General features: G+C 45.6%; 21 protein-coding genes. 11 read left to right on the top strand and 10 right to left on the bottom strand.

Annotation, left to right across the window (positions count from 1 at the left end):
• Positions 1-26: 26 nt before the first annotated feature.
• The 5 genes from A3K86_RS06640 to A3K86_RS06660 form a co-directional block, all read right to left on the bottom strand.
• On the bottom strand, positions 27-1,451 hold the full coding sequence (locus A3K86_RS06640; RefSeq protein ID WP_068329464.1) for an FAD-dependent oxidoreductase: 1,425 nt from the start codon (positions 1,449-1,451) through the stop codon (positions 27-29).
• A complete protein-coding gene (locus A3K86_RS06645) occupies positions 1,448-2,266 on the bottom strand; it encodes an FTR1 family iron permease (RefSeq protein ID WP_068329466.1) in 819 nt (272 codons plus the stop codon). The genes A3K86_RS06640 and A3K86_RS06645 overlap by 4 nt, the downstream gene beginning before the upstream one ends.
• Positions 2,267-2,300: 34 nt before the next feature.
• Positions 2,301-2,786 (bottom strand): hypothetical protein, encoded by a 486-nt coding sequence (locus A3K86_RS06650; protein ID WP_068329476.1) that lies wholly within the window; start codon positions 2,784-2,786, stop codon positions 2,301-2,303.
• A 125-nt stretch (positions 2,787-2,911) separates the two neighbouring features.
• Positions 2,912-4,933: a hypothetical protein gene (locus A3K86_RS06655; protein WP_068329479.1), complete on the bottom strand. Its 2,022-nt coding sequence runs from the start codon at positions 4,931-4,933 to the stop codon at positions 2,912-2,914.
• A 364-nt stretch (positions 4,934-5,297) separates the two neighbouring features.
• Complete coding sequence (locus A3K86_RS06660) at positions 5,298-5,753, bottom strand: Lrp/AsnC family transcriptional regulator (protein ID WP_198160413.1); 456 nt, start codon at positions 5,751-5,753, stop codon at positions 5,298-5,300.
• Between the two features lie 145 nt (positions 5,754-5,898).
• Between A3K86_RS06660 and A3K86_RS06665 the strand changes: the two genes are divergently transcribed.
• The 4 genes from A3K86_RS06665 (at position 5,899) to A3K86_RS06680 (ending at position 10,487) form a co-directional block, all read left to right on the top strand.
• Positions 5,899-6,972 carry a PLP-dependent cysteine synthase family protein gene (locus A3K86_RS06665; protein ID WP_068329485.1) on the top strand — a complete coding sequence of 358 codons (1,074 nt, stop codon included), beginning with the start codon at positions 5,899-5,901 and terminating at the stop codon, positions 6,970-6,972.
• A gap of 156 nt (positions 6,973-7,128) precedes the next feature.
• Entirely contained in the window at positions 7,129-7,827 is a 699-nt protein-coding gene (queC, locus tag A3K86_RS06670; RefSeq protein ID WP_068329488.1) for a 7-cyano-7-deazaguanine synthase QueC, read from the top strand.
• 271 nt (positions 7,828-8,098) lie between these two features.
• Positions 8,099-9,409: a BamA/TamA family outer membrane protein gene (locus A3K86_RS06675; RefSeq protein WP_084406528.1), complete on the top strand. Its 1,311-nt coding sequence runs from the start codon at positions 8,099-8,101 to the stop codon at positions 9,407-9,409.
• Positions 9,410-9,428: 19 nt separating this feature from the next.
• The gene (locus A3K86_RS06680) at positions 9,429-10,487 is read left to right on the top strand and encodes a hypothetical protein (protein WP_068329491.1); all 1,059 of its coding nucleotides are present in this window, start codon (positions 9,429-9,431) and stop codon (positions 10,485-10,487) included.
• A gap of 100 nt (positions 10,488-10,587) precedes the next feature.
• On the opposite strand, the gene prmB is transcribed toward A3K86_RS06680, so the two are convergent.
• On the bottom strand, positions 10,588-11,520 hold the full coding sequence (prmB, locus tag A3K86_RS06685) for a 50S ribosomal protein L3 N(5)-glutamine methyltransferase (RefSeq protein ID WP_068329495.1): 933 nt from the start codon (positions 11,518-11,520) through the stop codon (positions 10,588-10,590).
• Between the two features lie 53 nt (positions 11,521-11,573).
• Here prmB and smrB point away from each other — a divergent pair, with 53 nt between their 5' ends.
• Entirely contained in the window at positions 11,574-12,104 is a 531-nt protein-coding gene (smrB, locus tag A3K86_RS06690) for an endonuclease SmrB (protein ID WP_068329503.1), read from the top strand.
• 73 nt (positions 12,105-12,177) lie between these two features.
• On the opposite strand, the gene A3K86_RS06695 is transcribed toward smrB, so the two are convergent.
• A complete protein-coding gene (locus A3K86_RS06695; protein ID WP_198160405.1) occupies positions 12,178-12,537 on the bottom strand; it encodes a hypothetical protein in 360 nt (119 codons plus the stop codon).
• A 216-nt stretch (positions 12,538-12,753) separates the two neighbouring features.
• Positions 12,754-13,227: a phosphohistidine phosphatase SixA gene (gene sixA / locus A3K86_RS06700; protein ID WP_068329505.1), complete on the bottom strand. Its 474-nt coding sequence runs from the start codon at positions 13,225-13,227 to the stop codon at positions 12,754-12,756.
• Positions 13,228-13,510: 283 nt separating this feature from the next.
• Between sixA and A3K86_RS06705 the strand changes: the two genes are divergently transcribed.
• Positions 13,511-16,276: an insulinase family protein gene (locus A3K86_RS06705; protein ID WP_068329508.1), complete on the top strand. Its 2,766-nt coding sequence runs from the start codon at positions 13,511-13,513 to the stop codon at positions 16,274-16,276.
• A 102-nt stretch (positions 16,277-16,378) separates the two neighbouring features.
• On the opposite strand, the gene fadJ is transcribed toward A3K86_RS06705, so the two are convergent.
• Together fadJ and fadI are read right to left on the bottom strand one after the other, a co-directional pair.
• Entirely contained in the window at positions 16,379-18,484 is a 2,106-nt protein-coding gene (gene fadJ, locus A3K86_RS06710; RefSeq protein WP_068329511.1) for a fatty acid oxidation complex subunit alpha FadJ, read from the bottom strand.
• Entirely contained in the window at positions 18,484-19,794 is a 1,311-nt protein-coding gene (fadI, locus tag A3K86_RS06715) for an acetyl-CoA C-acyltransferase FadI (RefSeq protein WP_068329514.1), read from the bottom strand. The genes fadJ and fadI overlap by 1 nt, the downstream gene beginning before the upstream one ends.
• Before the next feature lie 518 nt (positions 19,795-20,312).
• Between fadI and A3K86_RS06720 the strand changes: the two genes are divergently transcribed.
• From A3K86_RS06720 to A3K86_RS06740, 5 genes are all read left to right on the top strand, one after another.
• Positions 20,313-20,885 (top strand): sigma-70 family RNA polymerase sigma factor, encoded by a 573-nt coding sequence (locus A3K86_RS06720; RefSeq protein ID WP_068329517.1) that lies wholly within the window; start codon positions 20,313-20,315, stop codon positions 20,883-20,885.
• A complete protein-coding gene (locus tag A3K86_RS06725) occupies positions 20,872-21,615 on the top strand; it encodes a DUF3379 domain-containing protein (RefSeq protein ID WP_068329521.1) in 744 nt (247 codons plus the stop codon). Before A3K86_RS06720 ends, A3K86_RS06725 begins: the two co-directional genes overlap by 14 nt.
• Before the next feature lie 307 nt (positions 21,616-21,922).
• The gene (locus A3K86_RS06730) at positions 21,923-23,137 is read left to right on the top strand and encodes an outer membrane protein transport protein (protein ID WP_068329524.1); all 1,215 of its coding nucleotides are present in this window, start codon (positions 21,923-21,925) and stop codon (positions 23,135-23,137) included.
• Between the two features lie 377 nt (positions 23,138-23,514).
• Positions 23,515-24,801, top strand: a complete 1,287-nt coding sequence (locus A3K86_RS06735) for an outer membrane protein transport protein (RefSeq protein ID WP_068329527.1) — start codon at positions 23,515-23,517, stop codon at positions 24,799-24,801.
• A 332-nt stretch (positions 24,802-25,133) separates the two neighbouring features.
• On the top strand, positions 25,134-25,781 hold the full coding sequence (locus tag A3K86_RS06740) for a hypothetical protein (protein ID WP_068329536.1): 648 nt from the start codon (positions 25,134-25,136) through the stop codon (positions 25,779-25,781).
• Positions 25,782-25,817 lie beyond the last annotated feature (36 nt).

The raw sequence follows: 25,817 nt of genomic DNA on the forward strand, positions 1-25,817 counted from the left end.
CATTGCGCTCCTTATCCGATTTCGCTTTAAGCGACGCTTTGTACTTCAATCACTGTTTTTTCATTACGGAAATCGAAGATCTCACGACGACGATCAACCCCATCCATCACGGACTGAGCCGCCATCATGCCCATTTCCATAGCGGTGTCGGTGAAGATATAACGGAAAGTACCCTGACGACCTGTCATAATGAGGTTGCTGAACTGCGACAAATGAGAAATAGCCTTCTCACGCTTTGCTTGATAAGTCATATCCATGAGGGGATAAGCATGCTCAGTGTACGAGGTAAAATACTCGCCCGTAGCTAGCGCCGGATCGACACCTAAAGAAGCTAAGTCAGCTAACACACGTTTTTGCAATCGCTCACCGTCCATGCTCCACACTTCATCCCCTTTGTTACATGGGATTTCAATCATCACCGATGAGCGCCCTTCTGGTGCCATGAAAGCAGAACGGCGCTTAGGCTCTTGCAAGCGAGTGCCCAAAATTTGTGGGTCTGACAAGTACTGCCAAGTGTTGTCTGAAATGTCTTTGGTTTCCATTGGCATATTCATAAAGCGCAATGACCGAAATTCCAATCCGCTATCAAATCCAGTAAGTTGACACATCAACGGCAGTGGTAGCGTTGAGATCACCTGCTCACAAGCTAAAGTGTGCACCTCACCTTGATGACGATATTCAACGTGTTCAATTTGCTGTGCCGTATTCACCGTCAAACCGCAAACATCACTATTGAGTACAATCGTAACCCCTTTTTTTTCTAACTCTTCTGCTAGGCGGGTATACAACTGTCCAAAGCCCCATTTGGGATAACGGTATTGACGCGCATAAGTGCGAACCGAAGAACGACGCCCAGGAAATAAACGACGAGCAACGTCTTTCAAATCCATCAAGCTAATGCGTTGCGATGCCCAATCACCCGATAAAAATTTAGGGTCAATTCCCCACAGCTTGGCGGTGTACCCTTCAAAGAAGTGCTGATACAAAGTGGTACCAAAGCGACTTTCAATCCACTCAGCAAAACTCACTGAAGATTGATCCTGTGGTTTTGGCTTAAACATTTGTTTAATGAGATCGACACCACCGCCAATCAATAGCGGCAAAGGGGCGTTCTTGATCAAATCAACCAACGCCAGCGGATACTGGTAAATACGTCCGCGGTAACGGATCACACTTTTACGCTGCGCGAACAACAATTCATCTCCCATAAGGGAGTCAACAAAGGCCAATAGCTTAGGATTTTTGGTGATAAAACGATGACCGCCAAAATCAAACCGGTATTCACCATGTTGCCCGGTGAACGTTTGGGTCGCACACATCCCGCCCACATGATCGTCACGCTCTAAAATTGTCACTTGATAACCGGCTTCTACCAATTCCCACGCCGCCATCAAGCCTGCGGGTCCTGCACCAAGCACAGCGATATGTTTATTTTCAACAGCAGTACTCATGCTTGTTTATAACCTCGATTCCAGAAAAAGATAAATGTCGCCATATAGCTCGCCCATACCACTAATTGCAATAAGCCAGGTGAGGAGTTATAGCCAAATAAAGCACGTAAGAATGTGCCAAAAACACCACGATCATCGAGGATATGTGAGATATCAAATAACTGAGCATGAACAATCGGTAACACATGCGCAGCTTGTAACATGTTTACAGCAGAAGACAAAAGCCCGGCCGCAATGATAATGATCAGTAAACTTGTCCAGCGGAAAAATGCACGAAGTGGTACATTGCGGGTAGTTCGAAGCATCAACCACACAATAAACAAGGATACCGCCAGCCCAGCTATTGCACCGATTAACGCATCTTGAGTACTGAACTCACCGTAGTTGGAATACATCAAAGCTGAGAAAAATAAGATAGTCTCAAATCCCTCACGTAAAACGGCCAACAACGAAAGAAACACTAAGCCAAATAAGTTACCGGAACTCACCATTTGGCTAACGTCTTGCTGCATTTGGCTTACCTGATTTTTAGCTTGGTTCTGCATCCAGATAGCCATATACGTCAGCACAACAGTGGCAAACATCAAGATCCCAGCCATCAAGTAGTTACGATAGAGTTCGTTACTGAATTGATCGACCACCACTTGAAATACAACCGCGATCGCCAGCGATAAAATCAAACCAATAAACACGCCAACATAAATGAACTTGTTATATTGGCGAGCATTTAATTTGGCAAGGTAAGACAAGGCAATCCCGACCAATAAAAAAGCTTCAAGCCCTTCACGTAGAGTAATTAAAAAACTGGCTAACATGGTTTCCCCATACAACTAAGATTATTTTTTGTATTCATGACTTAAAGAGTTTCGAGAGGTTTAGAACACTCCAACGCATGGCATGTCGAAATACCAAAGGAGCTAATAACCATGAGGAGTAAAAATGAACATTCTGCAGTACAACGCCGATTGTGTTGCCAGTGTTGCCATAAAAGAACAAGTAAAAGCCACTGACGCTACAAGCAATCAACAACCACTCAATCGCAGTGCCCGTTTGTCGTAAAAAGGGCTTATTACTTTTCACGATCAAACGACGGTGTGCTCCCCAAAATGCGCCAACAATAATGGTGAACAGCGTCGCACCCGCTAACATATGAGCCAATAACAGCCAACGTTCGACTTGCCATATCACACCGATGCGATCCCACAGCAGAACCCCACTGAAAAACATCATGTACAACAGTGATTCAGCCCATTTGTGGTGATAAGCCAAGCTCAACCACCATTGGTTAAACCATCCGGATTTCGGCAGTTGTTCCGACACACTATGCGCAGCCATAACAATTCTTACTCTCTATCGTCATTACTTATCGATAAAAAACACAACAAATAACCAAAATGACAAAAACGACAAAGGCAGCGATACCTATCGCTGCCTAATCGATAACAAGTTTTGGTTATTGCTTACTTAACACTGACTTTATTTGCCATTGTCATTGCAGTACCAAACTTACCGCCAGCAGCAATAATTTGATGAACACCATCTTCATCAGTATCCGTTGAGCTGCTACCTTTAATTTGGTTTTCACCAGAATCACCCATCCATTCTGCAAGCTGCATACCGCCGTTAATCACAGTGCGGAACCAACTTACATAACGGTCTGTTAATGTTGATAATTCTAATGCTGGCTCATTTTCACCTTCTTCATTTTTCAGGTGAAGAATGGCTTCACGTAAACCACCGGAGATCGCCGCCGCAGTGTAAGGAGTGTGAATAGTGGCTTTACCCGGTACCGCTGCCCATGTGTTGATGTTCTTATCAAACATATGTTTCTCTACAGCAAGGTAGATTGAACGAGCAGCTTGCTTATACTTCAGATCATCAGTCGCCAGGTATGCCGCAACAAGACCACGGATCGCTGCAAACTGCGCGTCTAATGACTTGTCTTTATTTAGCGTGATCACCTTATTCAGCGTTAGGCCATCAAACACTAAACCGTCTTTACTTACTAGGTGATCGATAATGAAGTCGGCTTGGCCTTTAATCATCGCCAGCGCCTCTTTACCTGCCGCTGTTTTCAGATCAACATCACCGCTTTCTGCCGAAGCATAACCAACAGGCAGTGCATCTTTTGCACGTTGATAAATTGATAACGCCACAATTGAGTATGCCGCATCGTAAGTATCTACCTGATTACCTTGCTTACCGTCTTTAAATTCAGTAACAAAAGTGCCACGAGCCTTGTTGTAGTGCAGCGCTGCAATGTTTTTGAATAACAAGTTAGAAATGTTGTTCGCCAGTGAGAATGCATCATCAGCAACAACGTCATTTGTTTCGCTCGCGTCAGTATTCGCCGCAGGTGCCGCCGCAAAAGGCGCACCATCAAATACCGCTAGGAAGGCTGGGTTTTGTGCACTGTTAGCTTTGCGTTGGTCACTGAAAGCATAGAACTCAGCTACAGGCCACAATGTTGACCACGTATCACGCAATGTGGAAGAGGCATCCGTTACTTTCAGGCCAGCAATCGTCTTCACACCATTCATCTGACCTTCAGTCACAGCAACTTTATGTGCAAACCAAATTGGTCCTTTCGCAGGATCGTAATCAGGACCAAATTTAACGCCCAATTTTTTACCATCGAAGCCCATTTGCTGTTGCATGATAAGTAGCTTATCGATTGACATCTCTGTCAACATCATGCCGTTAAAGCCATCAGCCGCAGACACACCAAGGCTATGCTTACCGTCTTGATCCATGATTGCAGATTCTGCTTCCACTTCTTCATCGGTATCCGTCACGTGCATTCCACCCAAGAAGTCTTGGGACCACATCACTTCTTTCAGCAAAATGCCGCCAGTCGCAGCAGGATTAAATGCTTTATCGAAGCTTTTTTCATTCCAAGCCAACGTTTTGTAATCGCGGAAGTAAGCAGGCACCACGGTTTGTACCGTTTTGCTGTTACCTTTCGCAGTTGTAATTTCAACTTCATCGCCATTAACCGTCGTCGTATCAGGCTTTTGAGCAAACTCAGGGCTACCAGATACGTATGGAATGGAAATTGGGTACATGTTTTGTGGGATCTCACTTGCAGGGAAACCTACAGCACCCGCCATTTCAATCACACGTTTACCCAGATCAGCTAACTTACCACCACGAGCTTGGTTAACCGGACCATTCACAAGGTGTGGACCCATTTGTGATTGGTAGTTAAGCGCATACATCGCTTCTTCCGAATACTCGTAACTTTCAATACCCGCAGCAAAGTCAAAAGGGGTTGGTTCATCAGCAACATTCGCGTCTAAAACATCCAGATCCAAACCTAGCGATTCCGCTAAAGGTTCACCTGAAAGTTCAAACTCGGTGTAAGCTAAAAAGTTACCTGCTGGTTGGTGAGTTTTATCGAGTACTTTTACATGTGCTGATGCACTTGCAGCTGAAGTAAATACAGCGGCAGCAATCGCAAGCGTTAACGTTGACTTCTTCACGGCTTTTCCTTTTTTGTAATTCCATCATTACAGCAATCGCAATAGACATACCGCCATCACAAACAATGCTAAACGAGAATGATTCGCACTATATATGTTTCAATTTGTAAATAACAGTAACGGGAATCATTTTTATTAGCAAAATTGATAAAAATCACTTTAGTTGTATTTTAAATACACAAATTGAGAGGTGGTGATATAAACCCAGATGAACAAAAGGAGGACTTAAAGGATGAGAAAAGAGAAGAAAGGGAAATGAAAAACAAAAAAAACAAAAGCATCATCTACAACGGTTCAAATAAGTGCTTATAAAGCACGACACGCTGTAAACGGTGCTTGTAAAAATCAATCAAGTAATGGCAGTTTAAAGTGGCAAAGCCGTGGTGTACTTCAATGGCTCCATCGCAAACGTCGAGGTCACATTAGTCAGCCCTTCGATGCTATTAACCATCTTCTTATAGAACTGATCGAACGCAGCCATATCCGCCACTTGCACTTTCATCATGTAGTCGTATTCACCCGCCATGCGATAGAACTCCATCACTTCTGGAAAATCAGCCACCGCTTCCACTAAATTGTGGTACCACTCTTTGGAGTGATCACTGGTTTTGATTTGCACAAAGGCGGTGAACGACAGCCCAAGTTTGACCGGATCAAGCAGTGCCACCCGCTGGCGCAAAATGCCATTTTCTTCTAATCGTTTCAGACGCTTCCAACAAGGCGTGGTGGTTAAATTCACTCTATCAGCCAGCTCGGCTAACGATAAGGTGCCATCTTCCTGTAACAGCCTTAATAGCATTCTATCGACATGATCAATCAGAGCTTTCATTTATGCTAAACCTTAAAATTATAGAAAACTTTTCTATTCCAACGAGGAACACAGCAAATATAGCAAAGTTTTTATCGCAACGAACAATTAAGATTAATAATGAAAGGACAAATATGAATTAATCGAGGATGAGATTATGGCGGTGAACACCCAATGGATTAACAACGCAATACGGAAAATTGAAGCCGATTTCCAACGCTCGGCAGACACCCATCTTATCAAACTGACCATTCCCAGCCTCGACGGCATTGATATTTATCTTAAAGATGAAAGTACTCACCCCACAGGCAGCTTGAAACACCGTTTAGCACGTTCACTGTTTTTGTATGCCTTGTGCAACGGTTGGATCAATGAAGGCACTACCGTTATCGAATCTTCATCGGGCAGCACGGCAGTCTCAGAAGCTTATTTTGCACGCTTGCTTGGTCTACCTTTTATTGCCGTGGTGCCACGTAAGACCGCTTATAAAAAGATAGAGCAAATTGAGTTTTATGGCGGACAAGCCCACTTTGTTGATAGTCCTAGCGAGATCTATGATGAATCGCGTCGGTTAGCCAAAGCGCTCAACGGTCATTACATGGATCAGTTCACCTACGCCGAACGCGCCACCGACTGGCGCGGCAATAACAACATTGCCAATAGCATCTTTAGCCAAATGGCGTTGGAAGCACACCCTATCCCACGTTGGATTGTCATGAGCCCGGGTACAGGCGGCACGTCCGCCACTATTGGCCGTTATATTCGCTATCAAATGCACCCGACCCAATTGTGTGTCGTTGACCCTGAAAACTCCGTTTTCCACGCCTATTACCAAACCCGAGACAGCTCTCTGACTGGCGATAAAGGCAGCCGTATTGAAGGGATTGGACGTCCTCGAGTTGAACCTAGCTTTATTCCAGATGTGATCAATGAAATGCGCACCATTCCCGATGCTGCCAGTGTGGCAACCGCTCATTGGCTGGAAAAGTTGTTAGGGCGCAAAGCTGGTGCGTCGACCGGCACCAACCTTTATGGCGTATTGCAACTGGCATGCGAGATGAAAGCACGCGGCGAAACAGGCTCGATAGTAACGTTACTGTGCGATAGCGGTGAGCGTTATTTAGATACCTATTTTGATGAGCAATGGGTCGCGACCAATATCGGGAATATCTCACCGTATTTGGCGCAATTAGAAAATCTGGAACAAACGGGTTGTTTGGATAAAGTGTAAACAGCTCAACTCATTTTTCTGTTTCGATTGCCATAGGGGTGCGGTAGCATTGCAGATGCCAGAAGAGAACCTGCTTGTGGCCTACCTGCGAACTCGCGTTTCAGGTAGCACCCTACCGACTGTTTTTCGGTAAGAACAATTTATAGGACATTAAAAATGCGCAAAGCTGTCGTTGTTTTTAGTGGCGGTCAGGACTCAACCACTTGTTTGATCCAAGCTATCGCCCAATACGATGAAGTACACTGTATTACTTTCGACTATGGTCAACGCCATAAGTTAGAAATCGAGATCGCTGAAGCTATCTGTAAAAAACTCAATGTGGCTGCCCATAAAGTCATGGATGTGGGTCTGCTAAATGAACTGGCTATCAGCTCATTAACTCGTGACAACATTGCGGTTTCTCATGAGCTTCAAGAAAACGGTCTGCCAAACTCGTTTGTACCAGGGCGCAATATTCTGTTCCTGACCCTTGCGGGTATCTATGCCTACCAAATCGGCGCTGAAGCTGTGATCACTGGCGTATGTGAAACAGATTTTTCAGGCTACCCAGACTGCCGTGACGAGTTCGTGAAATCCCTCAACCAATCACTGGTATTGGGCATGGATCGCGCGCTGAAAATTGAAACGCCGCTTATGTGGCTCAATAAAGCAGAAACATGGGCACTTGCCGATCAATACCAAGAATTGCAGTTTGTTCGTGAACACACACTAACTTGTTATAACGGCGTGGTAGGTGACGGCTGTGGTGATTGCCCATCGTGCGATCTTCGTCGTGCAGGTCTTGAAGAATACTTAGCGGATCAAGCTGAGATTATGGCTGAGCTTGAACGAAAACAAGCGCAAGGCAAAGCTTAAACAAGGCAACTGACACCAACGCCCGTTGGTAAAGTAAGCATCAAAGGTGAAGTTTCAAGCTTCGCCTTTTTTATACTTAAACCAAAACTTTACAGCTTACTCTCCCCCGCGAACGCCCTCATTTATCATCGTTTTCATAACCACAGAGACACCCTAATCCGTACAGAGTTCCAAAAAATATAGATATGGAATACCATACGGTCTATAATCTCGCACCCAATTGGAACGCTATTCCATAAATGTAATTTTTATATCGACTCTGGGTACGACTATGTTGTTTCAACGCTGGCTGATCAGACTACTATGCCTAACACCAACTGCAGTGCTAGCAGATAGCCTCTCAGCCACACACACATCGCCAAACCACGCTCCTGTGACCGACAAGGCCGCGATTGAATTTATGGCTGACCGTGAACAGGCGGAACAAGCACTCACGCAATATGATCAAGCGATTGACACGCTAGAGCAGCAGCCTGACAGCGAACACAACGCCCAGTTGATTGACGATTTAGCGTATGCACGCAAGTACCATCAAGAAATAAATGGCTTACCGATATTTACCTTTCTCGGTGGCCCAGCTTATACCCCAGAGCAAGGTATTTTAGTCGCAGCTGGTGGACTCTATTCATTCAAGTCTGATCGCCAACAACAAGATCTACAACGCTCTAGCGTGTCTTTATTTGTAGTCGCGAATGCAGTTGATAACGACATCGGTTATGGACTTCGCGCCAAGCACAACCTGTTTTGGAACAACAACGATATCCAATTCATTGGAATGTGGAATGCAGGCATGCAAACCAAACATTACTGGGGAATTGGCTACGATAACGCGCAAGCCTTTGAGCTTGGCGATGCCACCAAACAACAAGTGCTCAGCACTACCTATGAGTCGAACCTCAACTTCCGCCTCAAAGACGAGTGGTTTGTTGGCCCAGCTATTCGCATTAATTACTACGCGCCGCAAGATACAGATGCAGGTGAAGCGATCGCCAATGATCCCAATTATCTTGCATTTGAAGACAAGCCCTTCACTTTGGGCTTAGGTGGTGCGCTGCAATTTGACTCTCGCGACGTGGCTGTGAATGCATGGCAAGGGCAATACGCCAAACTGCAATACCTTGTTTTTAATTCACAGTTAGGTAGCCAAGCTAGCTACGAAAAATTAGATGTTCAGCATCGCTTTTACCATAGCTTGGAACAAGGACGAGTAATTGCTACCTACGCAGCTTACCAGCAGGCATGGGGCGATATTCCCTATTACGACATGCCAACCTTAGGTGGACCAACGTCAATGCGGGGTTACTACCAAGGGCAATATCGTGACCGCACCACCGCAGAACTAACCACTGAATACCGCCACACATTTAAACGCAATAATGGCGAGCTCTCCAACCACGGCATCACTTTGTGGACTGGCGTTGGCTCGGTGGCAGAAAGCGCCAAACAACTGAGCGACCACTTACTACTTAGCTATGGCGTCGGCTATCGCTACGAAGTGCAACCACGTATGAACGTACGATTGGATTTGGGCTTTAGCGAGCACGGCATGGCGTTTTATTTCAACTTTACTGAGGCATTTTAAGCGAGATATCACTGTGAAAATGAAGCACTCTTTATTAACTGGCGCCGCGCTTTTCGCTGGCGCGTTATCCCCTTTCACGCACGCACAAGACAGTGATGTCCTCGCGCAAGTTGAACGCGAAAAGAACAATATCCACTGGAGCGGATTACCCGTTTTTGGCGATAAAGCCCGTGAGCTAGGTTACGACTTACCGATTCCGGTTGGTTTTGGGATCTACATGAATACTCAGGAAGTCGAGTATGTGGCGGAAAATGACTTCAAATTGAATGCACATGGTGGTGCGTTAGGTCGATTATGTAATGTGCCCGCGGTTCCTGAAATTCCAAGCCGTCCAGGAAATCCGACGAATCCAACTAATCCAGAGCGTCCGTCACGTCCTGCGGCCACCTCTACGGGTGGTAACAGCTGTGCGATGGCAATCCCTGCCGAAAATGTAGGGATTACAGGGAAAGATGACAGTATTCAGCTTCGCCTAGATGCGTGGGTTTTCCCTTTCATGAATGTTTATGGTCTTGCTGGTTATACCCGAGGCACCAAAGATATTACCGCTGATCTCTCAACTATAAAATTAGAGAATAAAACAGTCACACTACCTGACGGCATCCCAACAACGCTGCCGCTTCACCTTGAATATGAAGCCTATAACCTTGGTATCGGTACTGTGTTAGCGGGGCAATTTGAAGTGATTGATGGCATGCGTCCTATCATCGTCACCGCCGTGGGTGCGATGACCAACTCTTGGACCACCACCACCGACAGCACGATTCGTACGTCGATTGGTGCCCTGCGTATTGGTCAGCGTTACGACGTCCCTTACGGTAAGCTAACTTTACTTGGTGGCTATACGTATCAAATGATCCAGCAAAACGTCAGCGGCAGCATTTCACTCGAAGGTACACCGCTATCTAGCGTCGCTGAGTCGATTGATTTTGATGTCGATTTAAAGAGTAAAGAGAGCTCTAACATGGCCATCAGCGCCGTGTATGACTTTGGTGATAACAACGAGTGGTCGTTGTTTGCCGAGTACGGATTCTTAAACTGGAATCAGTTTACTTTCTCGCTCGGTCGCCGTTTCTAAACCTATCGCGTTTGGAATTGACACCAAGTTAGATAAATCGCAGGCATAAAAAAACGGAGCATCGCGCTCCGTTTTTAATATCCTCTCTTTCTAACGTGAATTAGTCACGGTAGATAGAAAACTCTTCGTGGCATGCCACTAGCTGTTCACGCGTTAGCATGAAGACACCGTGACCACCGTTTTCGAATTCAATCCAAGTAAATGGAATGTGCGGGTACTGCTCTTCAACGTGGATCATCGAGTTACCCACTTCACAGATCAGAATACCGTCTTCTTTTAGGTAATCAGGTGCATTTGCCATAATACGTCGGAACAGTTTCAGACCATCGCTACCTGCCGCCAAACCAAGCTCAGGCTCGTGACGGAACTCATCCGGTAGGCTGTCCATGTCTTCTTGATCCACGTAAGGTGGGTTAGACACGATCAGGTCGTATTTGTCTTTTGGCACATCACGTAGCAAGTCCGAACGCAGTGGGATCACTTGTTGTTCTAGACCGTGGTCTGTGATGTTTTGCTCAGCAACAGCTAGCGCGTCTGTTGAGATATCAACAATGTCCACTTCGGCTTCAGGGAACATATGCGCACAAGCGATACCGATACAGCCGCTACCAGTACACAGATCCATGATGCGCGTTGGGCGCTCTTTTAGGAATGGTTCAAAGCTGTTTTCAATCAGCTCACCGATTGGCGAACGTGGCACAAGCACACGCTCATCGACGAAGAATTCCATACCACAGAAGTAAGCTTTGTTCGTTAGGTAAGACACAGGTGTGCGCTCGTTGATACGACGGATAACGCGCTCAACAATGCGTAGGCGCTCGCTGCTTGTTAGGCGCGAATCACGTACTTCTGCTGGAATATCAAGTGGTAGGTACAACGTAGGTAGAACCAGCTGAACGGCTTCATCCCATGCGTTATCAGTACCGTGACCATAAAAAAGACCCGCGGCATTGAAACGGCTTACCGTCCAACGTAGCATGTCTTGTAATGTATGAAGTTCGTTGACGGCTTCGTCGACAAAAATCTTATCCAAAATAGCCTCCGAATGACGCTACAATACCGCTATCAAGTTGTTGGAATTTCATTATGACTAAAAAAGATCCTGCGTTAGAAGACGATTTCTCACTCTTCAAAGATGCGGTAAAGGGCGTAAAAAAGTTGACGCATGATACCATAATCACAACGCGCCGACAGAGCACAAAGACCGATACGCCGAAAGTGTCGGCAAAAGAAGCGCAAAATCATGAGTTTTATTTCTCGGATGAGTTTGAGCCGCATTTAAATGAAAACGGTCCGATGCAATATGCTCGTACAGGTGTGTCGAAATACGAAGTGAAGAAACTTCGTCGTGGTGTTTACGTCCCTGATATGTATCTCGACATGCATGGTATGACACAGCAAGAAGCGAAGCGAGAACTAGCCGCTATGATTGCTGCTTGCATCAAAGAAAAAGTGGCTTGTGCCTGTGTGATGCATGGGATCGGTAAGCATATTCTGAAAGCGAAAGCGCCAATGTGGCTAGCACAACACCCTGATGTTATGGCTTTTCACCAAGCGCCGCTTGAGTTCGGTGGCGACGGTGCGCTTTTGGTGTTACTCGACATTCCCGAGCGTTAATAAGCCCACTTTGATATTCCAAATGCAAAAAAGGTGAGCCACGCTCACCTTTTTCATATGCTTACGACTTAACTCAGTACACCCATCTTGCCAGTGCACCAACATTAATGACCTTACCTTCTTTGATTAAAGTCACTTCACCGCTCTTACAAATCTGCATACGGGTTTTCAGCGCCGCTTCGCTGTAGTAATGCTCACAGTCACCATTACGCGCACTGTCGATACGAGAGAAAATCGCAATACCACCACTGCGGCCAAAAGAGTCTGGCGAAGCAAACGTTAGGGTGCTGCCTGATGCTGAAATATGCATTTCTTCGCTTACACCATTTGCCCACTTAATTGCACCATTCGCGTTGATGCTCGGCCCAGCAGGACGGTGAACACAGCCTAGAAGAAACAGAGTACATACAAATGTCAGGAGTTTTATTTTCATTACTACTTTCTTTCGTTGAAGGTGCAAACGTCAATCTTGGTACAGTGGCACCAAGCATCCCTATTGATCGCAATTAATACCAACCAGCTTTTTGCTCAAAGCGCTATTCTGGTTGGTACTACTAAGCTATCGGCAATAATTGCCGTTGCTTAAGTGATATAAGCAAAAAACACACCAAAAGGGATAAGCGAGTCATACATGACTGAAAAGCTGAAATTATCCGTGGGGAATAGCTTGCTCAAGGAAGGTGGCTTTACCGGTTTCAGGGTTGTAATCAATCGCAGCAATCGCTGACGTTTGGAACATAGGCGGCTGCATACCAACCACCAACTCAGCCGTTAGGTAACCCACTAAAGGAAGGTGAGAGACAATCACTAGAGTTTCTGGGCGTTCAAGATCAACCACAGCTTTAACATAAGCAGCGACATCTTCGGCATCACCATAAGGTGTAATATCTTCGACTGTCATTAACTTAGCGGGCGCTGGCAGAGCGTCTGTCATGGTTTGCCAAGTTTGCTGCGCACGCAAATACGGGCTAACCCAAGCCATTGCTAGCTGACCATCAAGCTGCTGCGCTAACCACTCCGCCATTTGACGAGACTGTGCTTCACCGCGCGGGGTTAGTGGGCGCTCAGCGTCTGATGGCGCAAAGTTTTGCGCTTCACCGTGGCGCATAATAAAAATTCGCATCTTATCTTCCGAAACTGTGATTCATCGCTATGCTAACAAGCCTTGCCGGAACTGAATAGCTATTGCGGCAATTCTCTTCCCATTCCGTGACCGTGGCGACAGCCCTTAGATTGCCGCCTTTTCGCTATTCCTGACAGTTATACGTTGCCGAATGTGTTAGCGGTTCAATAAAAAAGTGACAAAAATGATAATAAAGTCAACATAGTTAGCGCGTTAAGTTTGCCAGCATTAGGGATGAGCGTCATAATTAGCCTAATTATCATAATAAATAGGCGTCCCTCCTGTGCACATTAGCCCTAATGATCCCAAAAAGTATCGTTACCTCACTTTACCTAATGCGCTCAAGGTACTGTTGGTACATGATGAAGATGCACCGCGCTCAGCAGCCGCTCTAACGGTTAACGTTGGGCATTTTGACGATCCTATTGACCGCCAAGGCATGGCACACTTTTTAGAGCACATGCTATTTTTAGGCACTGAAAAATACCCCAAAGTCGGTGATTTCCAAACCTTTATAAACCGTAGCGGCGGTAGCAACAATGCGTGGACAGGCACAGAGAACACCACCTTTTTCTTCGAGGTAAGTCCGCATGCGTTTGAAGAAGGTTTAGATCGTTTCGGGCAATTTTTCACAGCCCCACTTTTTAACGAAGAAGCGGTCGATAAAGAACGCCAAGCCGTCGACTCAGAATACAAACTAAAAATTAAAGACGACGTTCGCCGCCTCTATCAAGTTCACAAAGAAACCATTAACCCCGACCACCCTTTTGCTAAATTCTCGGTTGGCGATCTCACCACCTTAGATGACAGAAATGACAGTTCAGTACGTGATGAATTGCTCTCCTTCTACCACACCCATTACTCAGCGAGTGTGATGGGGTTAGTGTTACTTGGCCCGCAAAGCTTGGATGAGTTGGAACAATTTACTCACGAGTTTTTCAGCCATATTTCATCAAACGGTCAACCGCGTCCTGAGATCACCGCCCCTTTGGTGACCAATAACGAAACAGGTCGCTTTATTAAAATTGAACCGATCAAGGAAGTACGCAAACTTACCTTGTCGTTCACCATGCCGTCGATTGATCAGTACTACAGCCAAAAGCCTTTATCTTACATTGCGCATTTACTGGGTAATGAAGGTCAAGGAAGCTTGATGTCACTCCTAAAAAAACAAGGTTACATCAACACATTAGCCGCTGGCGGTGGCGTTAGTGGCAGCAACTTCCGCGAATTTACAGTCAGCTTGAACCTCACCCCTAAAGGGCTGGAGCACATTGATGACATCGTCACTTCGGTATTCCAATACATTGAGCTCATTAAAACCCAAGGACTCAATGAATGGCGCTATAAAGAAAAACGTTCGGTATTAGAGTTTGCTTTCCGTTATCAGGAAAAAAGCCGTCCGCTCGATACCGTCAGTTACTTGGTAATGAACCTGCTCCATTACTCACCAGACGATATCGTCTACGGTGACTACATGATGGCAGGGTACGACGAGGCGCTGATCACCAGCCTGCTCGACTATCTCAAACCCGATAACATGCGCTTGGTGTTAGTGGCTCAAGGGCAAGAATACGATCGCATCGCACAGTGGTATCACACGCCTTATTCAGTAACTAAGTTTACTCCGGCACAAGTTGAACAATGGCAGCAAGTCGCGCTAAACCCAGCCCTTTCACTGCCAGAGCAAAACCCATTTATTTGCGAAAACCTCGACCCACATCCGTTAGTTGATGAAGCCGGTAACCCACCGCAACTGATCCAAGATCTACCGGGTTTTCGCCTGTGGTACAAACAAGAGCACGAATTTCGGGTGCCTAAAGGTGTGGTGTATGTCGCCATCGACAGCCCCCATGCAGTTAGCAGCCCACGCAATATTGTGAAAACACGTTTGTGTGTGGAAATGCTACTCGAGGCGATCAATGAAAGTGCTTATCCAGCTGAAATTGCAGGGATGTCGTATAACCTTTACGCCCACCAAGGCGGCGTAACGTTACAACTGTCAGGGTTTAGCGAGAAGCAACCGCTCTTGATGAAGCTATTATTGGATAAATTTGCCAACCGCAATTTCGATCCAGAACGTTTTAGAAATATCAAAGCCCAGATGCTACGCAATTGGCGAAATGCCGCTGAAGATAAGCCGATTTCTCAACTCTTTAATGAGTTAACGGGTTTATTACAGCCAAACAATCCACCTTACCCGACTCTGATCGAAGCCTTGGAATCCATTGAGGTTGATGAACTTCCAGCCTTTGTTGAGGCGATGTTTGCCGAGCTTCACATCGACACTTTTGTATACGGCAACTGGCTTAAAGAAGATGCGTTAGCGCTGGCCGAGGTGTTAAAAGATGCCTTCCGCGTTACCGACCAACTGTACGGTGAAGCACAACGTCCACTGGTTCGCCTTGGTCAACGCGGCACCATGACGCACGAAATCAGCTGCAACCATGCCGATTCAGCGATCTTGATGTATTACCAATCGCGTGAAACCACACCACGTAAGATTGCGATTTACACCTTGGCGAATCACTTAATGTCGACCACTTTCTTCCACGAGCTACGCACTAAACAGCAGCTTGGCTACATGGTGGGAACGGCGAATTTACCGCTCAATCGCCACCCAGGATTGATCCTATACATTCAATCCCCGGTAGCCGCGCCAAGCCAGTTGACTGAAGCCATCGATGACTTCACTAACGCGTTTGCTTTGGTACTGCTAGAGCTCAATGAAGCGCAATGGCAAGCCAGCAAGCAGGGGCTTATCGCCCAAATTGCAGAGCCAGATACAAACTTACGTACTCGCGCTCAACGTTTGTGGGTCAGCATTGGTAATAAAGATGAGCACTTTAACCAACGCCAAAAAGTGATCACCGCGCTTGAAGACCTAAGCCGAGCCGACATGGTGCGCTTCATTGTTGATATCGTTAAACCACGTACGGCCAATCGAGTCGTCATGCATTGCCAAGGCCAAGCACACGCCAACCTTGAGCCACTCGATATCGGTAAGCCCATCGAGTCTGTCGATGACTTCAAACGAGATGCGCGTTAACTCGAATGAACAACCAGAAGTACTTCCTACAGTACTCTGCCCAGCAACAAAAAAGACCAGCCGAAGCTGGTCTTTTTTATTTGAAGTGCTCAATCGCTATGACTAGGAATAAAAGCGTTGCCCTTCACTTGCCATTGCCACTAATTTCTCACATGGCGTGAAGCGCTCACCGTATTTATCTTTGTATTCGTTCAGTAACTCAACCACACGCGGAATACCAAGCTGATCCATATAACGGAACGGACCACCTAAGAATGGTGGGAAACCAATACCAAAGATAGCGCCAATATCACCATCACGAGGCGAACGGATCACACCTTCGTCTAGGCAGCGAACCGCTTCATTAAGCATCATTAAACTACAACGTTGCGCAACATCAATCGCCGCGAGGTGCTGTTGTGGCTCGAGGTTCAGCAGTTTATAAACGGTTTTATCGACTTCTTTTTTCTTGCTGTCATACAAGTAGAAGCCTTTACCTGACTTGCGCCCTTTACGGTTATCGTTGAGTAAGGTCTCAAATACATCAGGACCTTTAAAACGCTCACCCAATTCTGCCACCAAGATAGGCATGATCTTAGCGCCAATATCAACGCCCACTTCATCCAATAAGGTGATTGGCCCAACCGGGAAGCCAAAATCAAGCAAGGCATTATCTAAGTGCTCAATCGGCTCACCCGCCATCAACAAGCTTGCTGCTTCATTCATGTAAGGCGCCAAAATACGGTTCACATAGAAACCGGCTTTGTCGCCCACCACGATTGGGGTTTTACCTTGTTTCTTCGCTAATGCGACCACAGTAGCCACCGTTTGTGGTGACGTACCTTGATGAGGGATCACTTCCACCAGCGGCATTTTCTCCACCGGACTGAAGTAATGCAAACCAACAACATTTTCCGGTCGCTCTGCTACTTGCGCAATTTGATGGATTGGCAAAGACGAGGTATTAGTAGCGAAGATCGTCTCAGGCTTGGCATTCGCCTCAATGTCTTGCACCATTTGATGCTTCAATCCAAGATCTTCAAACACCGCTTCAATCACTACATCAGCATGATTAAAGCCTGTGTAATCAATTCCGCCAGTTATCGACATCATCTTAGATTGCAGCTGCGCTTTGCTGATAATACGACGCTTACGCTGCTTTTCTAACAACTTGTAGTTGTAGTTAAGGGCGTTTTGAATACCATCGTTACTGATATCTTTAATCCGCGTTGTCAGCTTAGCTTTTACCGCTGACACATGGCTGATCCCGCCGCCCATTAAACCGCCACCAAGTACACCAATACGTTGAATCTTCAGTGGTGTTGCATCAGCACCGTTTTCTTTTTTCATCTCTGTGGTAGCAAAGAAAATACTGCGTAGCGCTGCTGATTCAGGGCTCATTACAAGCTCACCGAAACGCTCTGCCTCCAATGCTAACCCTTTTTTCATACCGTCTTGTAAGCCAACTTTCACCACTTCTAAAATGGCTTCTGTCGCAGGGTAATTGCCTCGCGTTTTCTCGCGGGTTTTCTTGGTTGCTTGTTCAAATACCAATGAACGCCCAATAGGGTTCCCCCCTAGCGCCCATTCTTGCATGGTGCCTTTACGCTTTGGCTTAGGTTTCAAGGCTTGTTTTTCAGCTATCTCTAACAAGATGCTAAGCGGCACCGACTCTTCCACTAAACCTAACTTTTTCGCTTTTTTAGCACGGAGCTGCTTACCCGTTAAGATCATATCGAGCGCATTGGCAACACCGACTAAACGAGGTAAACGCTGAGTACCTCCAGAGCCTGGCAACAAGCCTAGCTGCACTTCAGGTAAGCCTAAACGGGTTTTGTCATCATCGGAACAAACGCGGCTATGACATGCCAAAGCGAGCTCTAAACCACCACCTAGGCACGGACCATGAATCGCCGCCACTACGTGAAATGGTAGCTGTTCAAGCTGAGCAAACAACTCTTGCCCTTGTGTAGCCAGAGCTTGCGCTTCTTTCGCTGTAGTACAGGCTGCTAACATTTTGATGTCAGCACCCGCGATGAAATTATCTGGCTTACCTGAGTGGATCACCATACCTTTAACATCAGACTTGGTTTTTAACTCAGCCAATACCGCAGATACTTGCTCTGCAAAAACCGACTGCAAGGTATTCATTTTCTCATCCGGCACATCGACTTTGAGCCAAGCAATGCCGTTGTCACCGTAGGTAAGACTAAACGCTGATTGTGTCATTACTCTGCCTCCAAAATCATTGCTGCACCCAAGCCACCAGCGGCACAAGCGGTATTTAATGCAAAACCACCACCTCGACGTTGTAGCTCTCTTAATGTTTGCGTCATCATTCGCGCCCCTGTCGCTGCGAATGGGTGACCGTAAGCAATCGAGCCGCCTAAGACGTTGAATTTGTCCATGTCGATTTCACCAATTGCTTCACTACGTCCCAGTTTTTCTTGCGCAAATTGCTTCGAACCAAACATTTTCACGTTCGACAAAGCTTGGGCTGCAAATGCTTCGTGCATGTCGATCAACGTCAGATCCGATAATGATAAACCAGCACGATCTAAAGCAATCGGCGTGGCGTATGACGGCCCCATCAGCATATCTTGCTCTACGCCAATCGCGGCAAAAGCATAGGAGCGAATATAGCCAAGCGGTTTATAGCCTAACTCTTTCGCACGACCTTCACGCATCAATAGCACCGCAGCGGCACCATCGGTTAATGGGGTACTGTTGGCGGCGGTAACCGAACCAAACTTACGATCAAAAGCAGGACGCAACTTCGCATATGACTCAAGGCTCGAGTCTTCACGAATATTATTGTCTTTATCAATCCACTGGCGATACGGTTCTGGGAAAGCTGTCATCACCTCCCCTTGGATTAAGCCGTCACGCCATGCTTGCGCGGCAAGCGTATGGGAGCGGTGAGCTAATTCATCTTGCTGCGCACGCGTAATACCGTGGCTTTTTGCCATTTGTTCAGCAGTTTGCCCCATACTTAATCCCGTTGAGTATTCCGCTACCGCAGGCGGCACAGGCATCAAATCTTTTAGGCTAAGTTTGCTAATGAGCTTGAGGCGCTTACTCATGGTCTTGGCTTTACTCAATTGCAGTAGCGTTGCCGCCATGCGCTTAGAGACACCAATTGGCAACACAGATGATGAATCCGCACCACCCGCAATACCAATATCTATGGTGCCCGACAAAATAGTTTCACAAACATTGGCTGCCGCTTGGAAACTTGTCGCACAAGCCCGGGTAACACTGTAGGCGTCGGTGCCAATATCCATTCCCGTGCCTAGCACAATTTCACGAGCAATATTTGGTGCTTCAGGCATTTGTACTACCTGCCCAAACACAACTTGCTCTATGAGCTTAGGGTCGATATCGACTTGATTGAGCATTTCATTCACCACCATTTTGCCCATATCCAAAGCTGGGACACCATCAAAGGCGGTAGCTTGGCGAGCAAACGGGGTACGTAATCCACTTACAACAGCGATGCGCTCACCTTGCGAGGTGGTAAGCTTTTGGAGACGTGTCATCGCAACTCCTTATCAATTGTTCAATAGGCGTGATACCAAAAATAGAGGTCAGACCACAACAATTGTAATCAAGTTGTTATTCAATTCAAACAAATGTTTTAAGAAGTATGATGAAGATTCAGCAGCGAGAGGTATATACTTTTTCTATAGGCAAAAAAAAACCATACCGAATTGGTATGGTTGTAATTTACGCGGAAAGCAATCTACGTAATGAATTTTAAATCAATTAACATAAAGCCAATTGCAAATCAGGCAATACCTGATAGGAGAAAGTAAAGTCAGCCTTCAAAAGGAAGTTGTCATCTTGCTCAACAGATAGTGTTAACTCATTGCAAACCTGAATCCTCAGGACTTGCGCTCAATCACCACTACCAGATGACGGGAACTACTATAACTTGCCTGCGAAGTCAGAATTTGAAGCAGATCAATTTTAAGTTCGAAAACACATTTTTTTGATTAATCACCGACGATAATTCATTCAGATCGCAAGGATAACCACCATTGGTTTAGGCAATAACATGATTAAACAATTTTTTCGTAAGAAAAAACCAGATCCCTCGGTCTCTGTTGATATGAATAAGCAAAGACGATACGAGGCCCTGGTTAGGGCGTGGCACCGAGACCTCTACCGATATGCATACTGGCTATGCCATGATCAGCATATCGCGGAAGATTTAGTGCAAGAAACTTGCTTGCGCGCATGGCGTTCGCTCGATAGTTTGCAGGATGATAAAGCCGCTAAAGCTTGGTTGATCACCATTCTGCGTCGAGAGAATGCACGTCGCTTTGAACGTAAACAATTCGACTTGGTCGATATTGATGATTACGCCATTGCCGACACGCACCAGCAAGACAATGAAATGGAATTAGAGCAGCAATTACTGCACCGCCAAATCATGAAACTATCACCCGAATATCGAGAACCTTTGGTACTTCAGGTAATGGCCGGATTTAGTGGCGATGAAATTGCTGACATTCTTGAACTCAATCGCAACACCGTAATGACTCGCTTGTTCAGAGCACGTAACCAACTAAAAGAGCAATTAGAGAAACAAACCGAACAGAGGGGTCATCAAAATGGACGATCTTGAATTCCGTCGGCGTATTCTCGCTGATCCGAACGATAACAGTGAGGAGATGATCGAAGCCAAAAATGCGTCGTTGGTTAACCGCAAGTTATCCGATGAATTGCAGCTATTGGATGCCAAAATTGATAAAGCGCTAAAAGTCGATGTTCCGGATGATCTTGCCGATCGAATCCTGTTTCATCAGTCAGGTCAAACACCAGCAAAACCTAAAACCACTAAGGTACATTTAGCAATAGCGGCATCGGTGGCGTTTGCGTTTGGTATTTTCACCGGACAGTTCAATTCAATTTTTGACAATACATCATCAACATCAAAAACAGCACAAATCGCAGCAGCAGAAGCTAATTTAGGTCAAATGGCATTGGATCATTTCTATGCCGAAGCGCCTTTTGTTAACACCATAGATGAAGGCGTAGAACTCAGCCAAGTAAACGCAAAGTTGAAACCGTTTGGCTCAGAGTTAACCGAATTACCAGGCCATGTTTATTATGTGAACCACTGCTCGTTTGGCAATCAAAACGCCTTACATATGGTGATGGATACCCCACAAGGTAAAGTCACTGTGTTTGTGGTACCAATGAAAAGTCAAATTGAGACGGATTTCAAAGACAGCAAGATGGAAGGTGTGTTGATGCCACTTCGTGACGCCAGTTTAATTGTGGTAGGCGAAAAAGGCAGCGATATGAAGCCTGTCGCGAATACCATAAAATCGGAATTACGTTGGCAAATTTAGTTTCACTGTAGCGCAATCAATGCGTTATAGCGCTCTCAATAATAAAAGCTGCGTCATAGCAGCTTTTATTCTGTTTGCACATACAGAACGAAAAACTGTTACCTCTGTTGCATAAAGAAAGATTCCCTCTCCCCTCAAATAGAGTAATTACTATACAATCCTTAACGATTCGTTAACTTTCGTTATACGCATCAATAAAATAACAACTGGTCTGCTTTGATAGGTCAGGCTCCCCACCTACAATCTTGCGCAATCTTCCAAAGTAGAAGATATAACTGCACAAAATAGATTAGGAATAATAATAAATATGAACAAGAAGCGTCTGTTTACTAAGTCAATCTTAGCGTTGACTGTAGCAATGGCATCGCAGCAAGCAGCTGCGGCTGGTTTCCAACTTAATAGCCAATCTGCGACTGGTCTAGGTCGTGCGTTTGCGGGTGATGCGGTAATCGCTGATAACGCATCTGTACTATCTCGTAACGCAGCAGCAATGGCACTATTCGATGCGCCTGCACTCTCTCTGGGTGTAAACGTTATCGATACAGATATCAAAGTAAAAGATGTGAAGTACCCTCTAGCACCAACTGGTACTTCAGACCAACAAATTGGTAGCACTTCCTACGTGCCAAACATCTACTACATTCACCCAATCAATGACAAATTTACTGTAGGTGCTGGCCTTTACTCAAATTTCGGTACAAAAACTGAATTCAGCAGTGATTTTCCTGCAAACGAATACGGTGGTCTAACCGATGTTAAAAGCATTAACTTTGCACTGAGTGTTGCGTACCGTATCAACGAACAGTTCAGCGTTGGTGGTGGTCTAGATGTAATCTACGGTAGCGGTAAGCTTGAGCGAGAAAACCAAAAATTAGCTCCAGGCGTTAAGTTAGTAGAAGTTGACGCTGATGGCTATGCTCTTGGCTGGAACATCGGTGGTGTTTACGAGCTAAACGAAGACAATCGCTTTGGTCTTTCGTACCGTTACAGCCCAGATCTTGAAGCTGATGGAACCATTAAATTAAAAGGCCAACAGCTAGACGGGCACAAATTAAATATGCCTCTACCTGATATGGCTGAATTCTCAGGCTTCCACAAACTTAACGACCAGTTCGCTGTTCACTATAGCGTACAGTGGATCAAGTGGAGCGAGTTTGACAAGCTAGCTACAACAGGTAGCCCTAGCCAAACGCTAAAAGAATATAAGTGGCAAGATGGCTGGCACTACTCGCTAGGTGGTACCTACTACCTAAACAACGATTGGGAACTACGTGCAGGTTACATGTACGACACCAGCGCACAAGATACGAAAACATCTATCTCAGTGCCTGACTCTGACCGCCAATGGCTATCAGGTGGTTTCACCTACCACATCGACAGCAAATCGAACATCGACTTCGGTGTTACTTACCTGATGGGTAAAGATGTATCTGTTGTTGAAAATGATGCAGTACTACCTATTAACGCGACAACTCGCGCTAATGCTTGGCTATACGGTATTCAATACAGCCGCTCGTTCTAATTTCAGCGAACAGTTAAGTAAAAAAATAATGAAGGGAGCCTTATGGCTCCCTTTTTATTTTATTCATTACTTTTGAATTAATTTCATAAATATCAATAAATAAGCAGAAATTATTTTCAATTTTCTCGAATTAACTTCACTTTACTCGCTAAAACTCAGCGACGCCCTGTACGCTCAAACCCTTATTTTATGACACACGTGTACGCTGAAAAAAATTCACAGTGCTCGATTTGAGTGAAAAAAGCAGCAACGAAATCGCAAGAACCCCACTAATCGCACTCTTTTTAAGCAAAAAAACACAAAAGTGCATTTATTTAATTAAAGCATTTACTCTAAGGCGTATTATTCGCCATACAAATTTCAGCGAACAATTAATCATGAAAAAGAACAATATCACTCTCGCTTTAGCAGCAGCGTCAACGCTAGTTATCAGTGCAAATGCAGCAGCAGCAGGCTTCCAACTAGCAGAATATTCAGCAACAGGTCTTGGTCGTGCTTTCGCAGGTGAAGCAGCAATGGCTGACAACGCAAGCGCACAGTTCCGTAACCCAGCAATGCTTAGCTACCTAACTGGTACTCAAGTATCGACAGGTGCGATCTACGTTGATCCTAATATCGATGTGAAGGGTAACCTTAACATTGGTATGGATATCCCAACAGAAGCAAACGACATTGCAAAATCTGCAGTGATCCCTAACTTCTACCTGTCACACCAAATCAATGATCAAGTATTCGTTGGTCTTGCGCTGTCTACCAACTACGGTATGGAAACAGAACTTGGTGGCGAGTTCCTTGCGACCCAATACGGTAACCAAGCGAAAGTTCACTCTGTTGAGATCAACCCTAACCTTGCTTACAAAATTAACGAGCAATTCAGCGTAGGTGCTGGTGTTCGTTACGTTATGGGTGAAGGCCACTTTGGTGCTAATACTCCAACAGATATGCCTACTCAACAAGGCGTTATTCCAAAAGGCACTGACCTAAAATACATGGAAGGTGATGATACTGCTTGGGGTTGGCAACTGGGTGCCGCTTGGCAGATCAATGATGACAACCGCATTGGTTTCAACTACCGCTCTGCAGTCGATCTAAAACTTGAAGGCGAAGCATCTGGTGTTGTTTTCGACATGACAGCAGCTATGTCTGGTAAACAAGTTGCTAAGAAGTATTCTGGTAGCATGGAGCTAACGCTTCCTGCTACAGCAGAACTTGCAAGCTTCCACCAGCTAACTGACAAAGTAGCTGTACACGCAAGCTTCAACTGGACCGACTGGAGCAGCTTTGACAAGCTAGAAGCAGATATCGACGCTCTAGGTAAACAGCATATCAAAGATGAAAACTGGAAAGACAACTACCGCTTTGCTGTTGGTTCAACTTACCAACTAAACCAGGCTGTTGTACTTCGCACTGGTGTAGCTTACGACACATCAGCAGTTGACGATGCTAACCGTACCCAAACTATCCCAGAGACAGATCGTCTATGGCTAAGCCTAGGTGCAGGTTACCAAGTAACTAAAGACTTCAACCTAGATGCTGGCTTTACTTACATCTTCGCAAAAGATGCATCTATGACTGAATCAGAAGCTGCACTTCCAGGTCAATTTACTGGTGAAACCACTGGTAACGTATGGCTACTTGGTGTTCAAGCAAGCTACCGCTTCTAAGCACTCATAAAGACTGACTCACATAAACTCGCTCATAGCGATTGGCGGTAACGCACTGTAAAGTCAGCAATGAGAAGGTACGAGTCTAAATGCCGCTTAACAAGGCTATCTTGTAAGCGGCATTTTTTTAGCTATCGTGCCACAGCTAGATTCGAAATAAACATAAAAGGCACACCCTCTCCGCCACCACTACCAACTCACTTTCCTGTCGCTCATATTCACTGCCCACACCGCAAAATTTAGCTAAAACTTACTTGCAGCGTGAGATTCTCAACCGCTATCCTTGGCCTTGCTTGTATCACCTATCGCACCATCTAACGACGATTATCATCATGACAAGACTTTCGCTTACTCTACTCCCTTTGCTTGCTTTCAGCTTAACTACGCAAGCATCCAACGATTCAGAAAGCCTTAACCTTCAGTCCCATATTCTTGCTGAAGCGTGGGGAGATTTAGACAAAGATGGTCAGCCCGAAAAAGCACTGTTGCTTGACGTCGCAATCAAAGGGCAAAGCCCAGCTCTACGCATGATTCAAATATTCAAAGGAAGCGAAGATGAATGGCAGCTATGGCATGTTAGCCAAGGTGGCGTGTTAGACAGTGAAAGCGGAGGCCTATTAGGGGATCCGTTTGAAAGCATGACCATTGAGCGTGGCGCTTTAGTGATTCATCATTTTGGCGGCAGTGCACAAAAATGGAATTACACCCACAGATACCGTTTTGATGGTAAGGCGTGGCCTTTAATTGGAGCAACCATCAAATATGGAACCCAAGGTTGTTATCAGCTATTTGACTATAACCTTGCCAGCGGCAAAGCCGTTCATAAACAAGTTAGTAAACAATGCTGGAGCGATGATGTACTACCTTCGACAACAACGCAGTTGAACATCGATAAACCAAAGCATCACGATTTAGACAGCTTTACGCCGGGCTTTAATGAACTAACAATAAAGCAACTAGATACCACCATTTACTACTGATACAAAAAATCCGAGCAATGCTCGGATTTTTATTAA

Origin of the sequence: Photobacterium jeanii (genome assembly GCF_001650345.1) — a bacterium.
Classification (GTDB): domain Bacteria; phylum Pseudomonadota; class Gammaproteobacteria; order Enterobacterales; family Vibrionaceae; genus Photobacterium; species Photobacterium jeanii.

Bases quoted from the DNA above. Each gene is read 5' to 3' on its own strand.
- A3K86_RS06650 (WP_068329476.1), bottom strand. From the start codon at position 2,786: ATGGCTGCGCATAGTGTGTCGGAACAACTGCCGAAATCCGGATGGTTT.
- fadJ (WP_068329511.1), bottom strand. From the start codon at position 18,484: ATGACACAATCAGCGTTTAGTCTTACCTACGGTGACAACGGCATTGCT.
- fadI (WP_068329514.1), bottom strand. From the start codon at position 19,794: ATGACACGTCTCCAAAAGCTTACCACCTCGCAAGGTGAGCGCATCGCT.
- A3K86_RS06640 (WP_068329464.1), bottom strand. From the start codon at position 1,451: ATGAGTACTGCTGTTGAAAATAAACATATCGCTGTGCTTGGTGCAGGA.
- smrB (WP_068329503.1), top strand. From the start codon at position 11,574: ATGACTAAAAAAGATCCTGCGTTAGAAGACGATTTCTCACTCTTCAAA.
- A3K86_RS06740 (WP_068329536.1), top strand. From the start codon at position 25,134: ATGACAAGACTTTCGCTTACTCTACTCCCTTTGCTTGCTTTCAGCTTA.
- A3K86_RS06720 (WP_068329517.1), top strand. From the start codon at position 20,313: ATGATTAAACAATTTTTTCGTAAGAAAAAACCAGATCCCTCGGTCTCT.
- A3K86_RS06695 (WP_198160405.1), bottom strand. From the start codon at position 12,537: ATGAAAATAAAACTCCTGACATTTGTATGTACTCTGTTTCTTCTAGGC.
- A3K86_RS06735 (WP_068329527.1), top strand. From the start codon at position 23,515: ATGAAAAAGAACAATATCACTCTCGCTTTAGCAGCAGCGTCAACGCTA.
- A3K86_RS06675 (WP_084406528.1), top strand. From the start codon at position 8,099: ATGTTGTTTCAACGCTGGCTGATCAGACTACTATGCCTAACACCAACT.
- A3K86_RS06665 (WP_068329485.1), top strand. From the start codon at position 5,899: ATGGCGGTGAACACCCAATGGATTAACAACGCAATACGGAAAATTGAA.
- A3K86_RS06645 (WP_068329466.1), bottom strand. From the start codon at position 2,266: ATGTTAGCCAGTTTTTTAATTACTCTACGTGAAGGGCTTGAAGCTTTT.
- sixA (WP_068329505.1), bottom strand. From the start codon at position 13,227: ATGCGAATTTTTATTATGCGCCACGGTGAAGCGCAAAACTTTGCGCCA.
- A3K86_RS06730 (WP_068329524.1), top strand. From the start codon at position 21,923: ATGAACAAGAAGCGTCTGTTTACTAAGTCAATCTTAGCGTTGACTGTA.
- queC (WP_068329488.1), top strand. From the start codon at position 7,129: ATGCGCAAAGCTGTCGTTGTTTTTAGTGGCGGTCAGGACTCAACCACT.
- A3K86_RS06725 (WP_068329521.1), top strand. From the start codon at position 20,872: ATGGACGATCTTGAATTCCGTCGGCGTATTCTCGCTGATCCGAACGAT.
- A3K86_RS06680 (WP_068329491.1), top strand. From the start codon at position 9,429: ATGAAGCACTCTTTATTAACTGGCGCCGCGCTTTTCGCTGGCGCGTTA.